This is a genomic window from Polymorphospora sp. A560 (assembly GCF_045781765.1).
GTDB lineage: Bacteria > Actinomycetota > Actinomycetes > Mycobacteriales > Micromonosporaceae > Polymorphospora > Polymorphospora lycopeni.
In genome coordinates this window covers 3430270-3451707 of sequence record NZ_CP122282.1, presented here as the reverse complement: position 1 = coordinate 3451707, position 21438 = coordinate 3430270, and the positions used below count along the sequence as shown (strand labels likewise).

The window sequence follows — 21438 nt, the reverse complement described above, 5'->3', positions numbered from 1 at the left end:
GGTCAGTCGGGCGCGGCACCGGTGGCGCCGACCAGGGCCCGGGTGACCGCGTGCCCGGGTGCGCGAAGCACGGCGGCGGTCGGTCCGGACTCCACCACCCGGCCGTTGTCGAGCACGACCACGGCATCCGCCCACCGTGCCACGGTGGCCAGGTCGTGGGTGATGAGCACGACGGTGAGCCCCAGGTCGCGGCGCAACTCGGCGAGCAGGGCGAGCATCGCCTCGCCGGTGTGGACGTCGAGCGCGGAGGTCACCTCGTCGCAGACGAGGACACGTGGCCGGCAGGCCAGCGCCCGGGCGAGGTTCACCCGCTGCCGCTCCCCGCCGGAGAGGCTGGCCGGCCGGCGGTCGACGTAGCCGGCCGGCAGGTGCACCCGGGCAAGCAGATTGGTGGCCTCTGCACTGGCTTGTGGGACGGGCAGCCCGCGCAGGTGCCGCAGCGGGCGGAGCAGGGCCTGGCCGACGGTTTCCCTGGGGTTGAGGGCTGCGACGCTGTCCTGGGCGACGAGTTGAAGGTCTCGACGGTGGGCCGCGGTGCGGTCGCCGGTCGCGCGGGCCACCGGCTGGCCGTGCAGTGTCACGGTCCCCCGGTACGGGTGCAGACCGACCAGGCACCGGGCGAGTGTCGACTTGCCGGACCCGGACGGTCCGACGACGGCCAGACACTCCCGCTCCCGTGCGGTGAAGGACACGGCGGTGAGTACGGTCCGCCGGCCGTACGTGGCGCAGACTCCGGCGGCCGACAGCGCGGCGTCGACGGGGACGCGGACGGCGGTGGCGGTCTTCGGCGGACGTCGCGGGGCCAGGATCCGCGCCGGAGGACCGCTGGCCACCGTGCGCCCGGCCTCCAGGATCACCACCTCGTCGCTGACCGGACGCACGAGGTCCGGGTCGTGGCTGATCAGGACGGTCGCGTGCCGGCCGACCAGCGACCCGATCAGGTCGCGTACGCCGCGGGCAAGGACGGCGTCGAGGCCGGCGGTCGGTTCGTCGAGGACCAGCAGCTCCGGGTCTGCTGCCAGGGCGACGGCGAACGCGACGCGCTGCGCCTGGCCGCCGGAGATCTGGTGCGGGTGGCGGCGCAGGAACGCCCGGTCGGTGGGCAGGTGGACGAGATCGAGCAGCCGGGTGAGCTGTTCGGCGCGTTCGGTTCGGGACAACCGTCCGTGCCCGGAGAGGGCCTCGGCCAGAAGACTCGCCAACCGCCGGGCCGGGTTGAGTGTGGCGGCGGCGTCCTGCGGCAGGTAGGCGATGCGGCCGCGCCGCAGCGTGGCCGCGCCCGTGGCGGTGAAGGGATCATGGCCGGCGACGTGTACGGTGCCGGCGCGCCGGGCCAGCCCGGGCCGCAGGTGGCCGAGCAGGGTCAGCGCGGTGGTCGTCTTGCCGGATCCGGATCGTCCCATCAGCGCGACGACCTGTCCGCCGGTGACGCTCAGGTCCACGCCGGCCACCGTGGGCGGGCCACCGGTGACCGGGCCGACGACGAGCCCTTCGATGCGGGCCAGTGGTGTGCTCACCGGTCGGCCCACCGGGCGGCGAGGTCGTCGGCGAGCAGGTTCACCGAGACGGTGAAGGTCACCAACAGCAGGGCCGGAGCGAGGACCGGCCACACGGTCAGGGCGATTCCCGCGGTGTTCTCGTTGACCATGCGTCCCCAGTTCGCCGTCGGTGTGCCCGCGCCCAGGCCGAGGAATCCGGCGGTCGCGGTCAGATGGACCGCGGCGGAGAACCGGATTCCAGCCTCGGCGAGCATGGTGCCGGTGACGTTGGGCAGGATGTCGTGGCGGACGATCCGCCACCGGCTGTCGCCGCGGGCGCGGGCGGCGTCGACGAAGCCCCGTACGGCCACCTGCCGGGTCGCCGACCGCATGACCCGGACCGAGAACGGCAGGCTGACCAGGCCGACCCCGACGAGGATCGCGGTGTCGCTGCCCGGGAAGCCGGCGGCGAGCACCAGCAGTACCAGCAGACCGGGAATCACGGCGACGACATCGACGACGCGGACCACGAACTCGCCCGGCCGGCGACCGGCGAGACCGGACAGCACGCCGAGCGTCACGCCGACGACACTGGCGAGCAGGGTGGCGCCGGCGGCGAGAAGTACCACCGCCCGACCACCGTGCAGCAGCCGGCTCAGCACGTCGCGCCCGACGGCGTCGGTGCCGAGCGGGTGGGCGGCGCTGGGGACGTCGAACGGCAGCCCCACCTGTGCCGTCGGGGAGGCCGGGGCGACCAGGGGGCCGAGCAGTGCGGCGAGTACGACGACGGCCGCGGCGGTGCCGGCGGCTGTCAGGGCGTGTCGGGACCGGGTGACGGTGACCGCCGCGCCGGTCTCGGCCGTGTCGATGCCGTTCATGCCCGCCCCCGCAGTGCGGGGTTGAGCAGGAGGTGGGCGATGTCGCCGAGCAGCAGCACGGTGAGGGTGGTGGCGGACATGGCCAGCGTGATGCCTTGCACCATGGGTACGTCGCGGTTGGCGACCGCCTGCTGCAGTTCGTAGCCGATGCCCGGATAGTTGAACAGGGTTTCCACGACCACCGCGCCGCCGACGAGCCCGGCGAACATCACGGCGACGACCTGGACGGCCGGGCCCGCCGCGTTGGGCAGCACGTGTCGCAGGGCGAGTCGGACACCGGTGACGCCCCGCAGCCGGGCGGCCTCGACGTAGGGGGTCGCGGCGATGTCCGCGACCGAGGCCCGCAGCAGCCGGCCGGCGGCCGCCGTCGCCGCGACGGCGAGGGCCGCGACCGGGAGGACGAGCACTTCGGGGCTGTCCCAGGGCCGGCCTCCGAGTGGGACCAGCGACACCTCGGGCAGCAGGCCGAGGCCGGCCGCGAAGACCGCGATCAGCAGTGCGGCGACGAGGAACTCGGGCACACCGACCGCGACGAGCGTGGCGGTGCTGACCGCCCGGTCCGCACGGCGTCCGGCGCGCAGCCCGGCGACCAGCCCGATGGCGGCGGCGACCGGAATCGCCACCGCCATCGCGAGTGTGGTCAGGACGAGACTGTTCGGCAGCCGGTCGGCGAGCACCTCGACCACCTCCCGGCGGCCGACGTATCCGGTGCCGAGATCACCGCGGATCGCCGCCGCCGCCCAGTCGATGTACCGGCGCGCCGGGTCGGTGTCCAGGCCGAGGTCCCGGCGTAGCTGCTCGCGTTCGGCCTCGGTGGCGTCGGCGCCGGCGAGCGTGCCGGCCGCGTCCCCAGGCAGCACCTCCGTCGCCGCGAAGATCAACACGGAAAGGGCCACCAGGACGAGGCCGGCGGCGGCGGTGCGCCGGACGGCGAGGGCGGCCAGGGCGGCGTGGTTCACGCCAGGTATGCCTGCTCGAAGCTGGTGAACGGTTCGTCGCGTACGCCGTGGACGGCCGGCGTGTGGGCGTTGATCGATGGCGCGAAGACCGGGATCACCTGGTTGCCCTCCTCCCAGATCAGCCGTTGGGCACGCACCGCGGCGTCCCTGCGCCCGCTCGGATCGGTGGCGCCGCGGGCCTGGCCGACGAGGTCGTCGATGTCGGGGCGGTTGAACCCGAAGGTGGACGGGGAGCCCGCCGTACGCGTGGCGGCGTAGCTCGACAGCGGCGGCACCGGTGGGGTGTAGCTGGCGGCGAACGGCAGCTTCACGTATGCGGGGAAGTCGGAGAAGAGCTGGCCGGTGGGGCGTTGGTCGAGGGTGGCCTCGATTCCGACCTGCTTGAGGTTCTCCACGACGACGGTGGCGGTCTCGGCCATGCCGGCGACCTCGGGCGCGGTGGTGACCGCCACCGTGATCTTGCCGACGGCGGCCTCCGCGAGCAGGGCGCGGGCCCGGTCCGGGTCGTACGGACGCTGCTCGATCTCGTCGGCGTAGTCGCCGAAGCCGAGGGAGCTGAGGTCGTTGCCGACGAAGGCCCGTCCGAAGAAGACGTTGCGGACGATCGCCTCGCGGTCGATCGCGTACTTGACCGCCTGGCGGACGCGTACGTCGGAGAAGGGCGCGAAGGACAGGTTCAGCCCGAACGACAGCGACGTCGCGTACGGCAGTTCGGAGACGGCGAGGGTGAACCGCCCGTTGCCTTCGATGGTCCGTGCCGCCACGGGGCCGATGTCGCTGACGAAGTCGACCTGGCCGCCGGTGAGTGCGTTCGTCCGCGCGGTCGCGTCGGGGATGGTGCGCAGTTCGAGGGCGTCCAGGTACGGTCCGGTGCCCAGGGCCAGGCCGTAGTAGTCGTCGTGGCGGGTGAACGAGGCACCCTGTCCGGGCTCGAACTCGGCGAGCCTGAACGGGCCGCAGGTGGGCATGTCCGGGGTGAACCGCGTGGTGCCGTCCTTGAAGACGAGGGTGCTCTGGCACAGCACGAGCCGCCCGTCGGCGATCGGCCGCTGGGTCGGGAGGGTCAGCGTCAGGTCGTCGGTGACGGTCGCCCTGGCCAGGTCGAAGTTCTGCGACGGCGGTTTGAGGAACGGCAGGGAGCCGAGCGTGACCGGGGCGTTGAGCGAGTAGAGGACGTCGCGTGCGGTCAACGTGGTTCCGTCGGTGAATGTCACGCCAGGGCGGACCTTCACCGTGTAGGTCGTCAGGTCGTCGCTGACGTCGATGCGCTCGAGAACGCCGTAGCGTACGCCGTGCTCGGCAGCCGGGTCGAGTACGCCGAGGGCGCCGTGCAGGCACCGGGCCCGTACGTAGTCGAGGCCGGTCGGCCCCATCAGGAAGTTGAGGGTTTCCGCCGCGCCGCCGCCGACGAACGCGGCTCGTAGCGTCCCGCCGGGCCGGGGCGACGGCGCGGTGTCCGACGTACCGCCTGCGGGCGCGTCGTCGTTGGAGCAGGCGGTCAGCAGAGGCAGGCCGGCGGTGGCTGCGACGGCTGCGGCGCCGGTCCGCAGCAGAAGACGGCGATTGAAGGTACGCGCCAAGGCATGCTCCCGGGTTGGTGTCGAGTGCAGGGGTGTGCGGTCGCCCGCGCCCGACAGCATCACCGAAATGAAAACCATTGTCAACTTGCCGGAGGTCGTCGAAGCGCACCCGACGGGCAGAGCGCGACCACCTCACGCACAACGTCGTCGGAAGCCCCGGACACCTGGCCACCGAGCCACACCACGACACCGGTCTCCGGCTCCTGGTCGAACACCTGCGGCATCAGTCGCGCACAGTGCCCGGCACCGACACACCGGTCCGGATCCACCACCAATCCGCTCATTGGTGCACCCTTGTCTCACTCGAGCTGATGTTGGTTCGAGTGCACCGGTGACCGTCGGGCCATCGCCCAGCTCGCTCGACCTTCGAGGTCCAGCGTGAGTTCTGCGAGGCCCGGCGGCCCGGGACACCCCGACTGGCAACAGGGCTATGCGCCATCGAGCGCCGCTCAATGAGCGACCGGCAGTGGTGTCCCGAAACCACCAGGTGCTTCCCCACTGGTAGCGCAGCGGAGAGGCAACCATGAGTGTGACCGACACCGCCGCGCCGGCGCGAGGGAACTCGGCCGGGGTGGACTGGGCCAAGGACGACTACGCGGTCTGCGTGGTCGACGCCGACGGTGAGCCGTTGGAGCGGCTGACGCTGAAATACACCAAGACTGGCCTGAGACGGCTGATCGACCTGCTCGACCGGCATCGGGTGGACGCGGTCGGCATCGAACGCCCGGACGGGCCGATCGTAGATGCGTTGCTGGCCGCAGACACGACCGTGTACGTGATCCCACCCTCGCAGGTCAAAGCACTGCGCCGACGTTACGGCTCGGCCGGGAACAAGGACGACCGGTTCGACGCCCATGTCCTGGCCGACACGGTACGCACCGACCGACGCCGGCTGACCCCGCTCGTGCTGGACAGCGAGACAACCACCGGGCTGCGTAAGCTGTGCCGCGCTCGCAAAGACCTGGTCGCCCACCGCATCGCGGTCGCCAACCAGCTGCGCGCTCACCTGACCACAGCGCTGCCGGCCACCGTCCAGCTGTTCAACGAGATCGACTCGTCGATCAGCCGGCAGTTCCTGACCCGGTTCACCACCCAGGACGCCCTGGACTGGCTGTCGCCCAAGCGCCTGGCCGCCTGGCTGAAGAGCGTGAGCTACTGCGGCCGCGCCCACCCAGCCGTGCTGCACGCCCGCACCAACGCCGCGCCTCGCGGCGCCACCGGTGACCACGGACAGACCCTGGCCGGCATCACCCGCGCCTACCTCGCCACCCTGGCCGCCATCGTGACCCAGATCGACACCCTCAACCAGCAGATCACCGCTGCCCTCGACCTGCACCCCGACCGGGACATCTTCACCAGCCTGCCCCGCTCCGGCACCGTCCGCGCCGCCCGGCTGCTCGCCGAGATCGGCGACGCCCGCGGCCGGTTCCCCACCCCAGCGTCCCTGGCCTGCCTCGCCGGCGTCGCACCCTCGACCCGCGAATCCGGCAAAGTCCGCATCGTGGCCTTCCGCTGGGCCGTGGACAAACAACTGCACGACGCCGTCTGCGACTTCGCCGGCGACAGCCGCCACGCCAACCCCTGGGCAGCCAACCTCTACACCCAAGCCCGCGCCCGCGGCCACGACCACCCCCACGCGGTCCGCATCCTGGCCCGCGCCTGGCTGGACATCATCTGGAAGTGCTGGACCACCAACACCCCCTACGACCCGGACCGCCACCGAGCCCTCCAACACCTGCTCACACAAGATCATCAAGTGGCGGCTTGACACAGGGCAACTCACGCCCGCACCGCCCGAACCACATCGAGTGGACCGGCCTGAGCCAGGAAGCCGGCCGCCGACAACTCCGCCACGAGCTGCGGCACCGACAGCACGTGCCACGGATAGTCCGCGGTGAACTCACGTACCGGATCACCGCCTTCATCGAGCACCCGGTACCGCATGTGCCACATGACGACGTCGGCGCCCGCCGGCTCGACGGATCCGCTGCCCTCGTAGCGGAGCCGGCCCACCTGGACGGTGCCGAACACCGTCTCCGCGATCGCGACAGGCTCGGCTGGCGGCTGCAGGTTGACCACGAGCGGAGCGCCGTCACCCAGTCGGCCCACCAGGCGACGCCAGAGCCCGCGCCGCTCGGCGGGCGCGAGGTGACCGATCATGTTGATCGCCAGGACGGCGCCGATCCGATCGGGCAACCCGAACCGCTCCGCGCCGCCGGCGACGACGGTGACCCGCCGCATGAGGTCGGCCGCCATGCCGAGGCGTGCGTGCAGCGCGGCGCGCTGCACCGGCGACGGCTCGACCGCGAGAATCTCGACGTGCGGTGCCACCTCGGCCGCGACCGCGACACCGAGGCCACTGCCGGCCCCGAGATCGACGATCGGGTCCGACGACGAGGCGACACCGGCGAGAGCCTGCCGCACGGGCTCGCGGAGCGCCATCCAGGCGCCGAGGCTCATCACGTCGAGAAACTCACCGGAGTCCTGGTACAGGTCGACCATCGCTCTCCCCCTCCGCCAGGTTGGCCGTAGCCCTGGGAACACGCACCGCCCGGCGACGACCAGACGGATCGGCACATGATGCGCGAGCATACGAAAACGGTTGTCATTTTATCTAGGTGGAGTGGGTTCGCAAGGTCGCGGCCCGACCTCGCTGAGATTCAGGCGTGTTGCGGGGCACCGTCAGGCCGCGGCACACGGGTTCCGACGTGGACACGGTCGGCGTGACGGCGGCGGCCCCGCCCCTTGGCCAACCACTACCGGCCCGCCGTGCGACGACGCTCAGTCCGCGAGCAGCGTCGCGGCGAGCCGCCGCAGGTTGGCCGTCACTCTGCGCGGCTCACCGGCCGCCTCGACCATGAGCAGCAGATGCCGCGCACCGGTGGCGGCGACGCTGCTGGCCAGCCGCCGCCGGCAGGTGGCCGGCGAGCCGACGGCACCGACACCGATCAGGTGCTCGGTGTACGCCGCCAGGTCGCGGCGCGCGGGCGCCGATCCGTCGATGCGCACATACCCGCGGGTACCGGCAAGCAGCCCGGGCAGGCACCGGCGCACCACCTCGCCCGCGCTGTCATCGTCGTCGCCGATGTGGGCAAGGTGGACACTGGCATGTTCGACGGTGGCGGGGTCGTGGCCGCAGCTGGCCGCCACCTGTGCGTAGCGGGCCAGCATGCTCGCCTTCTCGGCGTCGGTGGCGTGCATGCCGAGCAGCAACGGCAGACCGCGCCGCGCGGCAAGATCGACGGTTGCGGCACCCGTGGCGGCGACCCGGACGGGCACCTGACGCCGTGGCCGGGGTACGACGTCAACCGGCCGGAACCGGAACAGCGGACCGTCGGCGCCGACCGCCTCCCTACCCGAAGTCCAGGCCAGCAGCAGGTCGAGGGATTCGGCGAAGCCGTCGGTGTAGCGGCCCAGCCCGGTGCCGAAGACCTCCAGATCGACCCAGGGACCGCCACGGGCAACGCCGAGGGCGAACCGGCCGCCGGACATCTCGTCGAGCAGGACCGCCTCCTCGGCGAGAGCGACCGGATGCCGGGTGGACAGGATGGCCGCGGCGGTGCCGACGGTGACGCGGCTGGTACGTCCGAGCAGATGCGCGGCGAAGGCGACCGCCGATGGGCACACCCCGTACCTGATGAAGTGGTGCTCAGCCATCCAGACCCCGGCGAACCCGGCCTCCTCGGCGGCAAGGGCATATTCGATCGCGGCCGCCAGTGTCTCGGAATGGCTGGTGCCCGACTGTTGCCCGGCGAGCAGGAAGACGTGCAGATCGACGGCTCGCCGGGCCTCCCGCCAAAGGTCAGCAGTCACACGGTTCGGGCGACTGGTTGAGCAGTTGAAACGGTTAGCGACATGCGTTCCTCCTGGCTGCACTCTCTGGCGCATCGAAGACTATGCGCCGCCACCTCTCGTGTCGATGTGGCGCCAAAGGGTCGTGGACACCGCCGGAACCGACGTCGGTCGTGAGCCGGCCCGCGGAACCGCCCTCTCGTACCAGTCCTGGTCCTGATCGGCGGCGGCGAGGCTGGCGGCGAACGTCGTTCAGTCGCCGTGGGCCAGCGTGGTCACTGCGACCCGCGTCGCGCGTACTTGGCCCGGAACTTCTCCACCCGGCCTTCGGTGTCGAGCAGGCGTTGGCGGCCGGTCCAGAACGGATGGCTCGCGGACGAGATCTGGACGTCGACGACCGGGTAGGTGTTGCCGTCACTCCACTCGATGGTCTGGTCGCTGGTCGCGGTGGAGCGGGTCAGGAAGGCGAAGTCGGCGCCGCGGTCGCGGTAGACGACGGGCCGGTAGGTGGGGTGGATACCGGGTTTCACGAGGGCACTCCTTCGGAGTTGGTGCGGGTGTGGCCGGGGTCGAGGTCGGCGAGCGGGAAGCAGCCGGCGAACGGGTCGTCGTAGGTGCGCCACACGTCCTCCCCGTCGGCGAGTTCGGCGTCGGTGAGCAGACATCCGGCGAGCGTGCGGTGCAGTTCGGCCGGGTCGAGGTCCAGGCCGATGAAGACCAGGTGCTGGTGCCGGTCGCCGTAGTAGGGGTCCCAGTCCAGTGCCGCAGCGAGCCGCCGCTGGTCGGGCACCGCGTTCCAGTGGGCGTCGGGCAAGACGGTCAGCCAGCGGCCGAGCGAGCCGAGGCCGAGGCCGCCACCGGCGAAGTCCCACGCGACCACGGTCTCGGGCTGGCTGGCCAGCCAGAGGTGACCTCGGGAACGGACCGCTTCTGCGTTGATGCGTTCGAGCCGGTCTTTCAGCCGCCCGGGATGGAACGGCCGGCGGGCACGGAAGACCGCGGAGACCACCCCACAGTCCGGATACGGCTCGTGGGTGCCGAGGACGCGCCCTTCGAGGCCGCGGGCCAGGACTCTGGGGGTGTCCGGCCGGTGCCGGCGGGTGTCGCGCAGTTGGCGGGACAGCGCGCCGGCGTCGACGATGTCATCGTCGACGTGGACCTGTGCCGCCCACGGGCTCATCCGGTCGAGCAGCACCGACAGCCGGCCGGTGTCGTACGGCCCTTCGCGGGACTGTCCCCACAACACGAGGGTGTCGGCGTACTCGATCTGTCGTACGACGACGTCGGCCAACGCACGGTCGTCGTCGGCCGCGGCGTGGATACCGAGCGTCTTGAGGTCGTCGGTGCTCGCCAGAGCGTCGAGCAGGTGCTCGGCGTCGACGACGGTGGTGCAGGAGTCGACGCGCAGCAGGGTGGAGATCGGCGCGCCGTCGACAAGGCAGTGGACACAGGCGGCAGCGACCGTCTCCGGCTCGACCACCTCGGGCAGCATCAGCACCAGGTCCCGGTCGGGGCGGCTTCGGGCCAGCCGGGCCAGGGTCGACAGCACGTCCTGGCGCAGGGTGCACGAGACGCAGCCGTGGGCCAGGTCGATGCGCACGTCCTCGAGCACGCTGGCACCGTCACGCACCACCCGGTGCACCGAACCGGTCCCGACGTCGGCGAGATCATGCCGGACCAGCAGCAGTGCCGGGTCCGCGGCGAGCAGTGCGCGGGCGACCGCGTACGTGGCAGCCGGCCAGAAGCCGCTCAGCACCGTCAGTGACGGGCGCGTGTCCGCCGCGGAGACGCCGGCACCGGCCGGCGCGATCGGTGACGTCGACATCACACTCCCTTCGAGCTTACTGAAAACGATTGTCATTATAAGCAGACGCCGGAGCGCGACACACAGACACGTCGCCGAACATCGACAACCCGGCGACCACGCACGGCAGCGATCAGTGGAGGCGGCGGGCGTCGACGAGGCACATCCGCCGCGCCACTCGACCAACTCCGCAGGAGGCAACCCCGAGACCGCGACCCCACCCCCGCCCGCCGGGGCGCAACACACACTCCCCCTCGCCCTGGCCCACCGGAAGCAGCCGGGAGATTCCAACGTCTCCCGACGCGGATGCGACCCACATCGGACCGACGCCTGCCGACACATGCCCACCGGATCTCTCCGCACGAACATTTGCCAAACCACATCTGGGCCACCTACACCGCCGCACGCACAGTGTCTGATTCGTTCAAGACTGCGGCGTCGGCTCCGTGATGGCCTTGGACCGTATTCCGTACCGACTTCTCGGGAGCCGCAATGAGGTTTGGTTACGCCATCGTGTACGTCTCGGACGTGGTCCAAGCTGTTGACTTCTACGAGCGGGCTTTCGGGTTTTCCCGCGCGTTCGTTCACGAGTCAGGCGATTTCGCCCAGCTCGACACGGGCGGCACGGCGCTTGCCTTCACCAGCCACCGACTGGGAGCGAAGGCAGTGCCAGTTCCCTACGCCGCCCTCGACCCCGCCATGCCACCGGCGGGGCTCGAGTTCACCTTCATCACCGATGACGTAGCTGGCGCCTACACCCGCGCGGTCGCGGCGGGTGCCACTGCCCTGACCGAGCCGCACGACACGGCCTGGGGTCAGGTGGTGTCCTATGTCAGAGACCCCTACGGCGTCCTCGTGGGAATCGCCTCGCCGGTCGCCGGATCCTGATTTTTCTTCAACCTTGGCGGCCGGTCGCCGCGTTGATCCTTTGTGGATTCGGTGTGCCGGTGCCCGACGTGAGAGCGACCACCGCCTGATGATCCTTCGGTTCCCTGCAAGGACGCGAAGGACAGGCGGTGGCCGTGGCCATGACTACCACCGCCACCTGACCGCGCGGGCGGATGCGATGTTCGAGCTGACCGACGCGGCCCTGTGCGCCACGGGCCGGTCACCAGCCTGGTCGGGTGTCGCTCGCGGCGGAACACCGGATCCGGGATGAGCCCTTATCACCCTCACCGTGCCCGAGGCCGACAACACCTGACCCACGGGGCTTCCCCCGGTCGCTTCGCCCTGTCCTTCGGCACACGGCACCTCTGGTCGAGTCGCGCCTTCTCTCGGCGCCTACCAGCTTCCCGTGCCCCTTCAGAGGCGATCACCAGACAGATAGTGCTACTATCCGATAGTGCGAATATCTGAACTGTCCCGCCGCGCCGGTGTTCCGCTGTCGGCGGTGAAGTACTACCAACGGGAGGGCCTGCTTCCCGAAGGGGTGCGTTCGGCCCCGAACCAGGTCGACTACGGCGACGCGCACGTGCACCGCGTCCGGCTGATCCGCGCCCTCCTGGAAACGGGGGGCCTCTCCGTCGCCGCGACGAAGGATGTCATCGCCGCACTGGATGCGGAGGATGCACCGCTGGCAGAGACCTTCCGCGTCGCGCAGCACGCGATGGCCACCCCGCGGACGGCCGATTCGACGCCGAGCGACGCGGCTCGCCAACGGATCGCCACGTTCGCTCGATCGCAGGGGTGGGAGGTGACCGACGACAACCCCGGCATCGACGCGGCGGCACGCGCCCTGGACGGGCTCCGCGCGATCGGGTTCGAGGCCCCGGACTCCTACCTCGGCGCCTACGCCGCCGCGGCGGCGACCGTCGCCGCCGCCGACCTTCGCGCCCTCTCCAGCCTCGCCACCCCCGATCAGGTGGCCGAACTGATGGTCGTCGGCACGATCCTCGGTGACCCACTGTTCGCCGGATTGCGTCGCCTCGCCCAGCAAGACGTCACCCGAACCCTCTTCCCCACCGACGCGAAACGAGCACCATCATGACCACCAACCCCACCCACGTCATCCTCGGCGGCAACGGCGTCATCGGACATCAGGCCGTGCGCGCCCTCGTCGCCCGCAGCGAGCGCCCGATATCCGTCGGCCGACGCCCCGCAACCGCCGACGGAGCGCGGTCGGTGACCGCCGACCTCCTCGATGCCGCCGACGTCTCCCGAGTCCTCGACGGTGCCCACGTCGCCTACTTCACCGTGGGCCTGCCGTACTCCGCCCGCGTGTGGGCGCAACAGTGGCCGACGATCCTGCGCAACACCGTCGACGCGGCCCTCGAACACGACACCCACCTGGTCTACCTCGACAACGTCTACGCCTACGGCCAGGTCGACGGCCCCATGACCGAGCAGACCCCGATCAACCCCCGCAGCAAGAAGGGCGAGGTGCGCGCAGCCGCGCTCCGCACCCTCGACGACGCCTCCGCGCGCGGCCTCACCGTCACCATCGGGCGAAGCGCCGACTTCTACGGCCCCGCCGCCTCAACCAGCGTCTTCAACACCTTCGCACTCGACAAGATCGCCGCCGGCAACACCGGTACCTGGCTCTTCGACGCCGACCAGCCGCACTCCCTCACCTACACCCCCGACATCGGAAAGGCCCTCGCCATCCTCGGCACCGCACCCGAAGCGCGCGGCCGCACCTGGCACCTACCCACCGCCCCAGCCCTCACCGGCCACCAGTACATCGACCTCGCCGCCGGCCCCGGCGCCCGCACCAACGTGATGGGCCGCACGACCATGCGCATCGGCGCACTGTTCAACCCCGCCGCCCGCGAAACACTCGAGATGGCCTACCAGTACACCGCGCCATACACTCTCGACTCCCAGGCGTTCGAAACAGCCTTCGGCATCACCGCGACGCCGACCGCACAGGGCATCGCGACCTCACTCGACGCGGCGCGAACGACAACGTGAGCGTGGCAGCAGTCCTCCGTCTGCTGAACGACCGTCTACTCCTCGTCGGAGACTGCAGTCGCGAGGCGGGCAAGACGTCACGGGTACCGGCAGCGTTGCCGGGCCGCGGTCACTCGGCCCGGCAACGCTCACGGGTGTGAGCCTCAGATCGCTACAGGCTGCGGCATTGTCCTGACTTCGGACCGGCGGCCGTGTTGGTGAGGCCGTTGTTCACCGGCGGCGGGGTGTTGTTGCTGCACGCCAGTGGGCCCGTGATCACGTTTCCTGCGATGACGTTCCATCCCAGTGTCCCGGTCACCGTCACCGGACCGGTGATCGTATTCCGACCACAAACGAGCACCGGGTTACCGAGTGTCACCGACGAGCCCCGGAAAGGCTGACGGGGCCATGATCCGGCTGTCGCAGACAACCACGGCCTGCACCGAATCGCGATGACCCAGACCCGCTGCCACCAGCCCGCCAAAGACCTAATCACCCGCCGCCGAAACTCCGGCGACGGCGGCCTCGAAGCCCTCCGCATACTCAAACGGCGCCTATCCGACGTCGTCGACCGGGCCCTACGCACCGACCGTGTGCCCGAGGCTTGACAGAGGAGCTATTTACAGTCCCCAGCGGCCTTGCGGCAGTGCTCAGATGCGGGTCCAGTGCTGGTTCGGCGCGCCGGTGCAGGTCCACAGGATGACCGTGCTGTTGTTGGCGGTGGCGGCCTGGTTGACGTCGAGGCACTTGCCGGATTGGGTGCCGCGGACAGTGCCGTCGGATTGCAGTGTCCAATGCTGGTTGGTGCCGGTGCCGCAGGTCCAGAGGATCACCCTGGTCCCGTCGGCGGTGCCGTTGTTCTCGGCGTCGAGGCACTTGCCGCCGATGCGCAGCTGTCCTGAGGTGCTGGTGATAATCTGGGTGATGCCGCCGTTGCAGTCCCAGATGACGGCCTGGACGCCGTCGGTCGGTGCGCCGCCGAGCACGTCCAGGCAGCGACCGGATCCGGCACCGCGAAGGCTGAACGTCGTGGTGGGGGTGGTGGTGCCGGTCCGGACCCGGTACATGACCACACCGTGCGGCGGGACGGTCGCGCTGATCGCCCCTGAGGTGTTGCGGGCCGCCTTGGTCCAGACGTCGAACAGCTGGTAACCGCCCGCCGCCGGCATGCCGATCCCCGCGGCGGTGGTGGCGATCGTCGCGGTGCTGCCCGAGCGGTTGAGTAGCGCGACCGCCCCCGAACCGTCGCTGAGTGTCTTGGCCCACACCTCGGTCTCACCGAAGTCGCGCACCCGCTGAGCCTGCCGGCCCGCGCTGTCCTGGTTGATCGCCAGCACGTCCGGGTTGGTCAGCACCGAGCGCACGTCGGCGGACATCGTGGTGAGGTCGTTGCCGGCGATAAGCGGAGCGGCCATGATCGCCCACATGCTGAAGTGCGCTCGGTTCTCGGTGGGCGTGAAGGTGCCGCGGACGCCGACTTCGAGCATGTCGGGGTCGTTCCAGTGCTGCGGACCCGCCCAGGAGTGCAGCGGCGCCTGCACGTCGAGGATCTCTGTGATCCCCATGAAGCAGTCGGCGTGGCAGCCGGTGCTCCAACTGTCGGTGATGTCCTCGGTGGTGCGCCACATGTCCGCCACCGGGCTCCAGTTGTAGGACGGGCCGGTGTTGCTGTGGGCGCTGTTGGGGTTGATCGAGTAGACGATCGGCCGCCCGGTGGCGCGCAGCGCGTCACGCATCTTGGTGAAGCCGGCGATCTGGTCGTTCAGGGTGCCCCAGGGCGAGCACCAGTCGTACTTCAGGAAGTCCACACCCCAGGACGCGAAGGTGTTGGCGTCCTGCTGCTCGTGGCCCAGCGCGCCGGTGGCGCCGCCGAGGGCGTTGAAGTACTGGGCGCAGGTCTTTTCGCGCGGCGCTTGGTAGATGCCGAACTTGAGCCCCTTGCTGTGGATGTAGTCGCCGAGCGCCTTCATGCCGGAGGGGAACCGTACCGGGTCGGAGCGCAGGTTCCCGGCGGCATCGCGGGTCGTCGCCTGCCAGCAGTCGTCGACGACGACGTACTGGTAGCCGGCCGCCCGCATACCGGAGTTGACCATGGCGTCGGCGGCTCCACGGATCTTGGCTTCGTTGATGTCACACCCGAAGGTGTTCCAGCTGTTCCAGCCCAGCGGTGGCCGGACGGCCGGGCTGCCGGGCGCCGCCACGGCGGGTGGGACGGCGAGTGTCATGCTCGCCGTGGCGGTGACGAGGGCAGCAAGAGCCGCCACCGATCGCTTCATGAGCACCTGCTTCCGCACAGACAACGGATTGTCGAGTCAGGAGACGCGGAAGGTGGCGTCCTGGCGATCCGTGGCGCTGGAACTCGCACTGATCGGGTCGATGCGCAGCACGTAACCAGAGTGGCGCAGGTGTCGGTCGGGGAAGTTGTACGACCGGAACGACGACCAGCTGGAGTCGGCCAGGCCGGCCACCCGGGTGAAGGTGGCATCGGCGCGGAACGTCGCGGTGTTGTCGTTGGCATCCAGCCGGATCGCGTAGTTGCTGTGCCGCAGGAACCGGCCGGGAAAGTTGACCGACTCGAACGACACTCCGGCGGCGTCGGCCAGGCCGGGCACCATCCGCCACAGCTGGTCCTGGTGCGGGTCGAACGGGTAGGCGTCGATCCGGCCGATGTTGTCGGCATGCCGGATGTACCGGTCCGGGAAGTTGTACGACTTCAGCCGCACCCAGCTGGGCAGGCCCCAGCGCGCGACCAGCCCGTCGTACTCGGCGGCGGTGACACCGACGATGGAGCCGTGCTTGGCGTTCAGCGGCGGTGTGTAGTCACGCTGGTTGAGCAGCGTCCACGAGTTGCCGCCGATGTTCGACGTGGACCACGCGTAGTAGTCGTTGTTGACCGGGCTGAACGAGTCGCCCCAGAGCCGCCAGCCGCTGCCGGTGTTGCTCCTGATCAGCAGCGGCGCCTCCATGGCGTTGCCCTGCCGTAGCCCGCTGGTGTAGTTGCTGTAGCTGTTCGGGTTGCCGGTCGACGAGCGGGCGCCGTAGATCAGGCCGTCGGCCAGGTTCTTGTAGTACATGTAGAACGTCGACCCGTCGACCACGATGTCGGCGTCGAGCACCGGGTATCCCGGACTGAAGTAGACCTGGTTGGTGCTGACCGTCCGGAAGTCCGACGTGTAGTTGACCATGAACACGTCGGCGCCGTTGTAGGCGGAGTAGACGATCGCGTACTGGTTGCGCGAGGCCACCCAAAACGCGGTGGGCGCCCAGGTGTGGGTGTTCAGGCCATGCATCCGGATCCGGCGGTAACCGGTGAAGCTGCGCAGGTCGGTGGAGTCCCAGACGTGCAGGTACTGGTTGTTCTCGTTGAAGATGCGCCCGCGCAGGTCGGTGGCGAGGACGACGAAGGTGCCGTCCTGCTTGCGCAGGATGAACGGGTCGCGCAGGCCGAGGGTGCCAGCGGTCGGGGTCGCCACCGGGTTGTTCTGGTTCAGCGGCCGCCAGTTCAGCCCGTCGGTGCTGACCGCCAGATGCAGGGCGTAACTGTCGCCGCTCTCGTTCGGGGTCTCCTTGAAATAGCCGAAGACGTAGGCGGTGTTGGCAGCCAGGGCGGGCGCCGGCATGCCGAACACGGCGGCACCGCCGGTGGCGGCGGTCAGCGAACTCAGTGCGGCCAGGCGGGTGAAGTTGCGTCGGGAAAGGTGCACGGCATTCTGCCTTTCACTGGTCGTACGCGGCGGGGGGCGCCTGCCCCGGCGGCGTACCGGGGCAGGCTGGGCAGTGGGCCTCTACTCGCCGGAGGGTGCGGTCAGGGTGACGCCGAGGCGGGCCGGAGTGCCGAAGTTGGGTGTGCCGTCGGCGTTCCAGGTGAACTTCTGGGCGCGGGTGGAGCGGTTTATGTCGCAGCCGCCGCCGGCCGAGTCGTTGGCGTGGTAGACGATCCAGTCCTCGGTGCCGTCCGGGCTCTTGAAGAAGCCGTTGTGGCCGGGGGCGAAGACCCCGTTGGCGTCGTTGCGCTGGAAGACCGGGTTCGGGCTCTTGGTCCAGTGCGCGGGGTTCAGCGGGTCGGTGCCGGTGAGGGTGAGCAGGCCGAGCTTGTAGTCGGGACCCCAGCACGCCGACGCCGAGTAGACGACCATCACCCTGCCGTTGTGGTACAGCGGCTCGGGACCCTCGTTGACGGCGCCGGTCTGGCGCTCCCAGGACAGGGTCGGCGAGCTGAGCCGCACCCGGGAGCCGGTGAGCGTCCACGGGTTGGTCAGGCGCTGGATGAAGTTGGACTGGCCGTACGAGCCGCCGGCGTTGTAGGTGCCCATCAGGTAGAGGTTGCTGCCCACCCTGAGCACGCTGGCGTCGAGCGCCCACTCGTTGCCCAGGTCGGCCTTGAACGTGTACGGGCCCATCGGATCGGTGCCGGCCGACTCCAGGACGTGCAGGCGCTGGGTGGGGTTGTAGTCGGATACGTTCTGCCCGGCGGTGTAGTAGAAGTACCAGCGCCCGTTGATCAGGTGAAACTCCGGCGCCCACATGTTGCAGCAGCCGTTGGGGCGCCCGGCCAGGTTGAAGATCACCTGGTCGGCGGCGGTGGCCAGTCCGGCCAGGGTGGCCGACCGGCGCATCGTGATCGTGGAGTTCCATGTGGTGGTGGCCAGGTAGTAGTAGCCGTTGTGGTGCTGCAGCCACGGGTCCGGGCCGTTGCGCTTGATCGGGTTGGTGAACGAGCCGGCGGCGCTGGTCAGCGGGATCAGCTGCCACTGCTGGTTCGCGCCGTCCAGGTCCTGGTACTGCGAGACCCGGGCGCCGTCGGCGGTGGACCATTCCCAGACATCGAGGGCCTTGCCGCTGTTCCGGTTGATCAGCCGGACGTGGCCGCCGGCCGAGTCGGCGAGCCGGAACTGCTGGCGGGCGTCGTTGCGGTCGGTGTTCTGCACCAACTGGATGCCGTCGGCGGTGGTGGGCAGGTCGAGGACCTTGCCGCTGTGTACCGACTGCACCCGGTACCAGCCGCCGCCGGAGTCCAGGAACTTCCACTGCTGCCAGGCGCCGTCGTTGCGGGTGTACTGGTTGATCGCGGCGCCGTCGCCGGTGGCCAGGTTGTAGACGTCCAGTGCCTTGCCGCTGTGGCGGTTGACCAGCACGTACGGCGTTCCGGCCTGGACGGTGGCCGCCGACGCCTCGGTGGTCGGAGCGACCGTGCCGACGGCACCGAGCGCGGCGACCAGCCCGGTGGCCAGGATGGCGCGAAGTTCTGTTCTGCGCATGGGGATGCTCCTTCCGCCTCAGTAGACGAACGGCCAGCCGGCACTGTCGTAGCCGAGCAGGTTGATGCCGAGCCGGGAGGCGCCGTTGTTGGCGTAGTAGTGGTAGACGAGCACGTCGGCGTCGGTGTCGGCGATGACGGCCTGGTGTCCGGGGCCGTGGATGCTGCCGTGACCGGCGAGGACCTGGGTGCCGCCGCCCGAGGTCAGCCGGGTGCCGTTGCGGTCGACGAACGGCCCGTTCGGGCTGGTCGAGCGGCCCACCATAATCCGATAGGTGCTGGCGGCGCCCTGGCAACACCTGTCGAACGACACCCACAGGTAGTAGTAGGGGCCGCGCTTGAACATGTGCGGTGCCTCGATCGCCCCGCCGTTGCGGCCGGCGATCAGTCGGATACTGGAGTCGGCTCGCAGCCCCGTCGACGGGTTCAACGCGATCTGCTGGAGGCCGGACCAGAACGAGCCGAAGTTGAGCCACCAGCGGCCGTTGTCGTCCACGATCAGATTCGGGTCGATGGCGTTGAAGTTGTCCGACGTCCGGGACTCGATCACCAGGCCCCGGTTGGTCCAGCTGCCGGATGCCCCGGTGGGGCTGGTGGCCAGGAAGATCGCCGACCGGTTCTCGCCGAACGTGGACGCCGAATAGTACAGGTAGTACTGCCCATTGTGGTAGGAAATGTCCGGCGCCCAGAGACGGGCGCTGCCACCGGTGTACGCCCTGGTCCAGGGAGCGCCGCCGGGGAACACCGCACCCGCCGCGCGGAATACCGTGCGGTCGGTGGACGTGGTCAGGGTGATGTTGTCACCGGTCTGCGCGACGATGTAGGTGCCCGCGGGTGTCTTGACCATCGTCGGGTCGTGGGTGCCGATGGCGCCGGACACGACGCCCGGGTTGGGATACGACCCCGGCGGCGTAGTCGGCGTCGCCAGCACGTTCACGGGTGCCGCAGCGGCTGCCGCCGCGGTGGCGCTACCGGGCGGTCGTGCAGCGGCCTCCGCGTGCAGTGCCACGGCGGACATCGCGGCGACGACGGCAACGACCGACATGACGAGCGTCGCCCGTCGGGGAGTCAGGTACTTCGACATGAAGCCCTCCACATCAGCGCCTGAGCACCTGCCCCGGCTCGGGAAGCACGGTGCAGGCAGCGAGCGCAATGGATGTTAGCGTTCACAACGAACGCATTGAATCGGCCGACGCCCGTTCGGTCAGGCGGGCATGGGGCCGGGTGTCGAACCGGGCCGCCACCCTGGTTCGGATGAACGACTCAGCGCGTCACGCGGCACTTAGTGTGCCTCCCGTGCAAAATACTGTCAATGGACAGGGGTTGATGTCCGACCTCGCCCGCCCGAGGCGGGCGGTACGCCACCCTCGGTCTCCACAGGGGGACCCACCGGTGACTCAAGGTCGCCGATGTCGAAGACGCCGATCCACCCTGGCCTGGAACCCCCGCGACGACCTGCGCCTGGCGATCGCGACCTGGATCGAACGGACCCACCACCGCGGGCACCGGCAGCGACGCCTCGGACGACTCCCCCGATCGAGTTTGAGACAATCAACAGGCCCACACACACGGCCTGAACCACTCAACCTCGCGAATCAACCAAACCCGGGGCAGACCCGAGAGCTGAAATGCCTGTTTCATCCGGAGCGCCCAGTGGACTACCCGTTCGACATCGAAGAGATCTTCGCGAGGGAGGGGTTGGGTTCCATCCGGTTGCCCCGGCGGCAGGCCGGCAGTTCGCCACAGGGTCTGACTGTCACGCTCCTGGCCGACTACACCGTGTCCACCGGAGCCTGGCTGCCGTCCGCAGCGATCGTCGCGCTACTCGCGGAGTCGGGCGTGAGCTCCGCCGGCGCCCGGGCCGCCATCAGCCGCCTTGCCCGTCGCGGCGTTCTCGAGAGCAACCGGCAGGGCCGCAAAACTTTCTACCGGCTCACGCAGTCCGTCGCGGCTCATCTGCGCGCCGGCGGTGGCTGGGTAGCGTCATACGGGGCAGGCACCGCGATGTGGGACGACCGGTGGACACTCGTCGCGTTCTCGTTGCCCCAGGAGGCCGCATTGCAGCGGCGTGCGCTACGCAACCACTTGCGGTGGATGGGGTTCGCACCGCTGTACGACGCGCTGTGGATCTCGCCGCGGGAGTTTGCCGCGAAGGCCTGGAGCGAACTTGACGAGATGAACCTGGACGCTCTGACGGTGTTCCGCGCCCGGCACCTCGACATTGCGACCGGCGCGGGTCGCAATCCCATCGACGCCTGGGACCTCTCCGCCATCGCCACCCAGTACGAGACGTTCATCCGCCGCTGGCGCCAGGTCGTTGCGGGCGTGCACGCCGGGCAGCTAGCCGGTGCGCAGGCTGTCCGCACTCGCACCGAGGTGATGGACACCTACCGCCGCTTCTCCACGCTCGACCCGCAGCTACCCGAGAAACTGCTGCCGGCCGGGTGGCTACGGCAAGCCGCCCGCGATGTCTTCGTCGCCGTCTACGACGGCCTGGCCGACTCTGCCGAGCAACACGTGCGAGCCGTCGCCGCCGCTCACGCTGCCGGCCCGTTACCGGAGATCCACGCCAATACCGTCGCCGATCTCCTCTCGGGCGACCTCCCCGAGCGGACGCCCGTGCCGTCTTCTACGGACACCTAGGCCGATAGCTCCGCACGCACGCTATGGCATGCCGCCACGAGACGCAGTCGGCAACCAGGGCCAGGCCCCCTGTTGAACGACCTGTGGCCGGGTGGCCGTCCGGCTCCAGCAGCCGCTCGCCACCGTCGGGATGGCCGGGGACACCGCGGTGCCCAGCG

General features: G+C 70.0%; 18 protein-coding genes and 1 pseudogene. 6 read left to right on the top strand and 13 right to left on the bottom strand.

Annotation, left to right across the window (positions count from 1 at the left end; translation table 11 throughout):
• Window positions 1-2: 2 nt before the first annotated feature.
• The 5 genes from QCD66_RS15615 to QCD66_RS15595 form a co-directional block, all read right to left on the bottom strand.
• Entirely contained in the window at window positions 3-1517 is a 1515-nt protein-coding gene (locus QCD66_RS15615) for an ABC transporter ATP-binding protein (RefSeq protein ID WP_407567170.1), read from the bottom strand.
• On the bottom strand, window positions 1514-2356 hold the full coding sequence (locus QCD66_RS15610) for an ABC transporter permease (RefSeq protein WP_375734374.1): 843 nt from the start codon (window positions 2354-2356) through the stop codon (window positions 1514-1516). The genes QCD66_RS15615 and QCD66_RS15610 overlap by 4 nt, the downstream gene beginning before the upstream one ends.
• Window positions 2353-3315, bottom strand: coding sequence for an ABC transporter permease (locus tag QCD66_RS15605; protein WP_364218995.1), 963 nt, complete (start codon window positions 3313-3315; stop codon window positions 2353-2355). Before QCD66_RS15605 ends, QCD66_RS15610 begins: the two co-directional genes overlap by 4 nt.
• Window positions 3312-4895: an ABC transporter substrate-binding protein gene (locus QCD66_RS15600; RefSeq protein ID WP_375734375.1), complete on the bottom strand. Its 1584-nt coding sequence runs from the start codon at window positions 4893-4895 to the stop codon at window positions 3312-3314. Before QCD66_RS15600 ends, QCD66_RS15605 begins: the two co-directional genes overlap by 4 nt.
• Window positions 4896-4975: 80 nt before the next feature.
• Window positions 4976-5179 (bottom strand): (4Fe-4S)-binding protein, encoded by a 204-nt coding sequence (locus tag QCD66_RS15595; RefSeq protein ID WP_375734376.1) that lies wholly within the window; start codon window positions 5177-5179, stop codon window positions 4976-4978.
• A 239-nt stretch (window positions 5180-5418) separates the two neighbouring features.
• Here QCD66_RS15595 and QCD66_RS15590 point away from each other — a divergent pair, with 239 nt between their 5' ends.
• A complete protein-coding gene (locus tag QCD66_RS15590; RefSeq protein WP_407566975.1) occupies window positions 5419-6663 on the top strand; it encodes an IS110 family transposase in 1245 nt (414 codons plus the stop codon).
• Window positions 6664-6674: 11 nt separating this feature from the next.
• On the opposite strand, the gene QCD66_RS15585 is transcribed toward QCD66_RS15590, so the two are convergent.
• The 4 genes from QCD66_RS15585 to QCD66_RS15570 form a co-directional block, all read right to left on the bottom strand.
• A complete protein-coding gene (locus QCD66_RS15585; RefSeq protein WP_375733542.1) occupies window positions 6675-7397 on the bottom strand; it encodes a class I SAM-dependent methyltransferase in 723 nt (240 codons plus the stop codon).
• A 279-nt stretch (window positions 7398-7676) separates the two neighbouring features.
• On the bottom strand, window positions 7677-8708 hold the full coding sequence (locus QCD66_RS15580; protein ID WP_375733541.1) for an LLM class flavin-dependent oxidoreductase: 1032 nt from the start codon (window positions 8706-8708) through the stop codon (window positions 7677-7679).
• A gap of 254 nt (window positions 8709-8962) precedes the next feature.
• On the bottom strand, window positions 8963-9217 hold the full coding sequence (locus QCD66_RS15575) for a type B 50S ribosomal protein L31 (protein WP_364222445.1): 255 nt from the start codon (window positions 9215-9217) through the stop codon (window positions 8963-8965).
• Entirely contained in the window at window positions 9214-10512 is a 1299-nt protein-coding gene (locus QCD66_RS15570) for a CobW family GTP-binding protein (protein ID WP_375733540.1), read from the bottom strand. Before QCD66_RS15570 ends, QCD66_RS15575 begins: the two co-directional genes overlap by 4 nt.
• Window positions 10513-10983: 471 nt before the next feature.
• Here QCD66_RS15570 and QCD66_RS15565 point away from each other — a divergent pair, with 471 nt between their 5' ends.
• The 3 genes from QCD66_RS15565 (at window position 10984) to QCD66_RS15555 (ending at window position 13401) form a co-directional block, all read left to right on the top strand.
• Window positions 10984-11379: a VOC family protein gene (locus QCD66_RS15565; protein WP_364222439.1), complete on the top strand. Its 396-nt coding sequence runs from the start codon at window positions 10984-10986 to the stop codon at window positions 11377-11379.
• A 454-nt stretch (window positions 11380-11833) separates the two neighbouring features.
• On the top strand, window positions 11834-12478 hold the full coding sequence (locus QCD66_RS15560) for a MerR family transcriptional regulator (protein ID WP_375733539.1): 645 nt from the start codon (window positions 11834-11836) through the stop codon (window positions 12476-12478).
• Window positions 12475-13401, top strand: coding sequence for an NAD-dependent epimerase/dehydratase family protein (locus QCD66_RS15555; protein ID WP_375733538.1), 927 nt, complete (start codon window positions 12475-12477; stop codon window positions 13399-13401). Before QCD66_RS15560 ends, QCD66_RS15555 begins: the two co-directional genes overlap by 4 nt.
• Before the next feature lie 629 nt (window positions 13402-14030).
• Here QCD66_RS15555 and QCD66_RS15550 read toward each other — a convergent pair.
• The 4 genes from QCD66_RS15550 to QCD66_RS15535 all read right to left on the bottom strand — a co-directional run bounded on the left by QCD66_RS15550 (window position 14031) and on the right by QCD66_RS15535 (window position 19721).
• Window positions 14031-15656: a ricin-type beta-trefoil lectin domain protein gene (locus QCD66_RS15550; protein ID WP_375733537.1), complete on the bottom strand. Its 1626-nt coding sequence runs from the start codon at window positions 15654-15656 to the stop codon at window positions 14031-14033.
• 36 nt (window positions 15657-15692) lie between these two features.
• The gene (locus QCD66_RS15545; RefSeq protein ID WP_375733536.1) at window positions 15693-17084 is read right to left on the bottom strand and encodes a glycoside hydrolase family 43 protein; all 1392 of its coding nucleotides are present in this window, start codon (window positions 17082-17084) and stop codon (window positions 15693-15695) included.
• 81 nt (window positions 17085-17165) lie between these two features.
• The gene (locus QCD66_RS15540; RefSeq protein WP_375733535.1) at window positions 17166-18638 is read right to left on the bottom strand and encodes a family 43 glycosylhydrolase; all 1473 of its coding nucleotides are present in this window, start codon (window positions 18636-18638) and stop codon (window positions 17166-17168) included.
• 18 nt (window positions 18639-18656) lie between these two features.
• Window positions 18657-19721: an arabinan endo-1,5-alpha-L-arabinosidase gene (locus QCD66_RS15535; RefSeq protein WP_375733534.1), complete on the bottom strand. Its 1065-nt coding sequence runs from the start codon at window positions 19719-19721 to the stop codon at window positions 18657-18659.
• Between the two features lie 353 nt (window positions 19722-20074).
• On the opposite strand from QCD66_RS15535, the pseudogene QCD66_RS15530 reads away from it, so the two are divergent.
• Together QCD66_RS15530 and QCD66_RS15525 are read left to right on the top strand one after the other, a co-directional pair.
• A pseudogene (locus QCD66_RS15530) lies at window positions 20075-20214 on the top strand (IS3 family transposase); the annotation flags it as partial.
• Between the two features lie 76 nt (window positions 20215-20290).
• A complete protein-coding gene (locus QCD66_RS15525; protein WP_375733533.1) occupies window positions 20291-21280 on the top strand; it encodes a PaaX family transcriptional regulator C-terminal domain-containing protein in 990 nt (329 codons plus the stop codon).
• Window positions 21281-21438 lie beyond the last annotated feature (158 nt).

Excerpts from the sequence above, each read along its gene's own strand:
- QCD66_RS15610 (WP_375734374.1), bottom strand. The coding sequence starts at position 2,356 with ATGAACGGCATCGACACGGCCGAGACCGGCGCGGCGGTCACCGTCACC.
- QCD66_RS15595 (WP_375734376.1), bottom strand. The coding sequence starts at position 5,179 with ATGAGCGGATTGGTGGTGGATCCGGACCGGTGTGTCGGTGCCGGGCAC.
- QCD66_RS15590 (WP_407566975.1), top strand. The coding sequence starts at position 5,419 with ATGAGTGTGACCGACACCGCCGCGCCGGCGCGAGGGAACTCGGCCGGG.
- QCD66_RS15585 (WP_375733542.1), bottom strand. The coding sequence starts at position 7,397 with ATGGTCGACCTGTACCAGGACTCCGGTGAGTTTCTCGACGTGATGAGC.
- QCD66_RS15570 (WP_375733540.1), bottom strand. The coding sequence starts at position 10,512 with ATGTCGACGTCACCGATCGCGCCGGCCGGTGCCGGCGTCTCCGCGGCG.
- QCD66_RS15565 (WP_364222439.1), top strand. The coding sequence starts at position 10,984 with ATGAGGTTTGGTTACGCCATCGTGTACGTCTCGGACGTGGTCCAAGCT.
- QCD66_RS15555 (WP_375733538.1), top strand. The coding sequence starts at position 12,475 with ATGACCACCAACCCCACCCACGTCATCCTCGGCGGCAACGGCGTCATC.
- QCD66_RS15550 (WP_375733537.1), bottom strand. The coding sequence starts at position 15,656 with ATGAAGCGATCGGTGGCGGCTCTTGCTGCCCTCGTCACCGCCACGGCG.
- QCD66_RS15540 (WP_375733535.1), bottom strand. The coding sequence starts at position 18,638 with ATGCGCAGAACAGAACTTCGCGCCATCCTGGCCACCGGGCTGGTCGCC.
- QCD66_RS15535 (WP_375733534.1), bottom strand. The coding sequence starts at position 19,721 with ATGTCGAAGTACCTGACTCCCCGACGGGCGACGCTCGTCATGTCGGTC.